This window comes from Candidatus Cryosericum odellii, from assembly GCF_003570935.1.
Taxonomy (GTDB): domain Bacteria; phylum Caldisericota; class Caldisericia; order Cryosericales; family Cryosericaceae; genus Cryosericum; species Cryosericum odellii.
This window is the reverse complement of sequence record NZ_QXIU01000217.1, coordinates 1-4033: the sequence shown is the minus strand read 5'-3', so window position 1 is coordinate 4033 and position 4033 is coordinate 1. Positions and strand designations below refer to the sequence as shown.

2 protein-coding genes are annotated in these 4033 nt (G+C 55.4%); one reads left to right on the top strand and one right to left on the bottom strand.

Going from position 1 to position 4033, the window contains the following annotated elements; translation table 11 throughout:
* Positions 1-500: 500 nt before the first annotated feature.
* Positions 501-3131, top strand: coding sequence for a magnesium-translocating P-type ATPase (gene mgtA / locus SMC5_RS08915; protein WP_207799181.1), 2631 nt, complete (start codon positions 501-503; stop codon positions 3129-3131).
* Positions 3132-3286: 155 nt separating this feature from the next.
* On the opposite strand, the gene SMC5_RS08910 is transcribed toward mgtA, so the two are convergent.
* A partial coding sequence (locus SMC5_RS08910; RefSeq protein WP_133299196.1) for an MFS transporter occupies positions 3287-4033 on the bottom strand: 747 nt, incomplete at its 5' end.

Genomic DNA, 4033 nt, shown 5'->3' with positions numbered 1-4033 from the left:
GTTTCTTACAACAAACAACTGGCATTGATCTCTATTTACAATGTATATATACGGGGAAAATGCAAAATTGCAATAGAATCTACACCAAGAATGTAACAATTGTTTTCTAAGATGCCAGTACAGACTGAACATTAGTCCAACTACAACATGTACATCTTGTTCCATTGTTTCTCCTCAGTCACCTGGTTGGAGTAGATTTAACCGTGAGGCAACGATGAGATTTGGAGTAGAAAAGAGATGAGGCAACACGTCCGCTTGACAAGAGGCTGCGCGAGCGTACACTGCGCAAAGAACAGCAAGCAACCTCAGAGCGAACGATAGAGGCAATCGCGGACTCAGACAGAGGATCGGAACGACATAGTGCCCTGCGGTGGATTCTGACGGTTCTTTTTATAATGTGACGCAATCATCCATCGCGGCTGCCAGTTGCGCGATTACCTGACCGGCTGCCGGAAAAGTAGCTTTCCTGTTCCATTATTCCTTTGCTGGAGGTCAGTGTCGTGAGCACTCCTATTGTCCCGACCGAAGTTACAAAACGCAAGCGCGAGGACGTCCCGGCTGAAATGTCGAAGCTTCTCGCGTCTTTTGCCTCCATGGATGCAGACGCCGTGATGAAGCAGCTTGACACAAGCCCCACCGGACTCACGGACCAGGTGGTTGAAGATCGTCTGGTCCAGCATGGCCCCAACGAGATCGCGCGCGAAAAACGCGTTTCGCCGCTCAAACGACTGATCGCTATCCTGTCGAACCCGCTGTCCATCCTGCTGATCGTCCTGGCAATCATCACCGCCGTCACTGGTGGCGGTCCCGGCGTCTATCTGATCCTTCTCATGGTCGTCCTTGGGTCCGCTCTGCGCTTCTTCCAGGAACAGCGGTCGGACAATGCCGCCGCAGAACTTCAGAAGATGGTCACGACAACAGCGACGGTGGTCCGGAACGGCGACACGAAAGAAGTTGCTCTCAAGGACATCGTCCCCGGCGATATGGTCTCTCTGTCTGCAGGTGACATGGTGCCCGCGGACGTGCGCCTTGTCACCGCCAAGGACCTGTTCGTGAGCCAGGCAGCCCTCACTGGAGAATCCTTGCCTGCCGAGAAGAACGTCAACGTTGTGGATGCCTCTCAGACAGACACGCTGACCATGCCAAACCTGTGCTTCCTGGGAACAAACGTCGAAACGGGCTCTGCAACAGCGGTTGTCGTACAGACGGGCAAAGAGACCTACTTCGGATCCCTCGCCAGCAGCATCGTTGGTCATCGCGAGATGACCAGCTTTGATAAGGGTATCAACAACTTCACCTGGCTGATGATCAAGCTGATGCTCGTCATGGCGCCTGCCGTCTTCCTCATCAACGGCTTGATGCGACACAACTGGATGGACGCCTTTCTGTTTGGCCTGGCTGTTGCCGTGGGGCTGACCCCTGAAATGCTTCCCATGATCGTCACCGTCAATATGAGCAAGGGCGCCGTCGACATGTCGCGCAAGAAAGTCATCGTCAAGCGCCTGAATGCCATTCAGAACTTCGGGGCCATGGATGTCCTGTGTACCGACAAGACGGGCACCATTACACAGGGTCGCGTCGAGCTCGAGAAACACGTGAATCTCCTGGGAAACGAGGATGGTCATATCCTGGACATGGGATTTCTCAACAGCTACTATCAGACCGGCCTGAAGAACCTCATGGACGTTGCCATCCTGGCTCACCTTGACAAGGCCCGGGAGCTTGTCGAGGAGGCAAAGTACAGCAAAGTGGACGAGATTCCTTTCGACTTCTCGCGCAAGCGCATGTCCGTTGCCGTGACAGATGGCGGCGGGACCGACTTATTCATCTGCAAGGGCGCCGTCGAAGAAGTCATGGCGCTGAGCACCAGCGTTGCCCTTGACGACAAGACGTCTCCCCTGGATGACGCCCAACGTGCAGCGGCCCTGAAGCTGGTGGCTGACCTCAACGGACAGGGATTCCGAGTCCTGGCCCTTGCCACATCCAGCTCCGATCACGGGACCTCAGACCGCGTCTACACGGTGAACGACGAACATGACCTTACCTTGCTGGGGTTTCTTGCCTTCCTGGACCCGCCCAAACCCACGGCAGGGGAAGCCATCGCGACACTCCATTCCAATAGCGTCGACGTCAAGATCCTGACCGGTGACAGCGACCTGGTCACCGTGAACATCTGTCACCAGGTTGGCATAACCGACCCACGCGTCCTCCTGGGACCGGCCATAGAAAAGATGTCCGATGACGATCTCGCAGGTGCGGTCGAAGATATTGTCGTATTCGCCCGGCTTTCGCCGCATCACAAGGAACGGATCATCCATGCGCTGCAATCCCGCGGCCACGTCGTCGGCTTTCTCGGCGACGGCATCAACGACGCGCCTGCTCTCCGGACCGCGGACGTTGGGATCTCCGTCGATTCGGCAGTCGATATTGCGAAGGAATCATCAGACATCATCCTGTTGGAAAACTCGCTTCTGATCCTGAACGAAGGAGTCATCGAAGGTCGCAAGGTCTTTGGCAACGTCATCAAGTACATCAAGATGGCTGCCAGCTCCAATTTCGGCAACATGTTCAGCGTCGTGGGCGCCAGCGCATTCCTGCCCTTCCTCCCCATGCTGCCGCTGCAAATACTGACCAACAACCTGCTCTACGATCTGAGCCAGACTACCATCCCGACAGACACAGTCGACAAAGAATGGCTTACCAAGCCACGAAAGTGGGAGCTTGGCAACCTGCGGCGGTTCATCATAACCATCGGGCCCATCAGCTCGATCTTCGACTACCTGACGTTCTTCATCATGCTGGTCGTGTTCAAGTGCTGGAACAACCCAGCGCTGTTTCACACCGGCTGGTTCGTGGAATCGCTGTTTACCCAGACGCTCATCGTCCACGTCATCCGCACCAACAAGATCCCGTTTGTCCAGAGCCTGGCCAGCAAACCGCTGCTCATCAGTTCGGTGGCGGTCGTCGCCACCGGCGCACTGATGACTGTCATCGGACCCATCGCACGCATCCTGGGCTTCGTCACGCTGCCGCCCCTCTACTGGCTGCTCCTGCTGGGCATGCTATTGACCTATGTTGTTCTCACTCAGATGGTCAAGACCTGGTTCATTCGCCGTTTTGGTGACGTCTGACAGGTAGGGCCACTTCTCTCTTCGCACTCAAAGACCCGCTGTCCGTCAAGATGGCGGGTCATTTGCTTTCATAGCTCACCTTTTTGGGCACGATGATGGTGCATGGGCGCCTGTGAGCAAGTTACCGGTGGACCACCTCGTAGCCCGCCCCGGGGTCAATGCACCCAACGAATCTCGGGGTCATTGTAGACAGTGCGTGAGATCCGGGGGGGGCATACACCGGCAAAGCCAACACCGATCAACAGAAAGGCGACCATCATCGGAATGAGCTGGTGAGGGAACAGGAACCCGACGACGCACCCGATGCCGAACATGGAAGCAAACACGCGTACACAGCGTTTCACGCCCCAGACATCACGACGGTTGAGGAACAGCAGCAGGCCCAGGACTGCCCCAACGAAGAGCGAGCCAAGCGTGAGGGCGGTACCCATGCCCTTTGCGACGCCCATGCTCACTTCGTCATAGTAGTAATAGATGCCTTGCATGAGCTGGTTCTGGACATAAATGACGGTGAAGCTGATAGATTCGAACACGACAAAGGACCTGTTGTGGAAGCACGCGCCCAGAGACTTCCAGAAGTTGAACTGTTCCTCTTCCTGCTGGAAGTGGTTTTCCTTATAGAAGAAGGTACTGACATAGATGACTGCCGCCATGACGATGCCGAGACCGATCATGATGAGTCGGTACGGTGTGGCATCCTGGCCGGGTCCCGGCTGGATGAGTCCAATGGCGATGGGAAAGGCAGTGGAAATGAGGCTGAAGCCGATCTTCCAGATGAAAATGCTGCTTCGTGCCTTGTTGGAGACTGCCATTTCATACGGCATGATGTAGACAGCAGTTGCAATAGCCGTATAGAAGGCATCAAACAGGAACATGCCGATGAGCATCTGGATGAACAATGC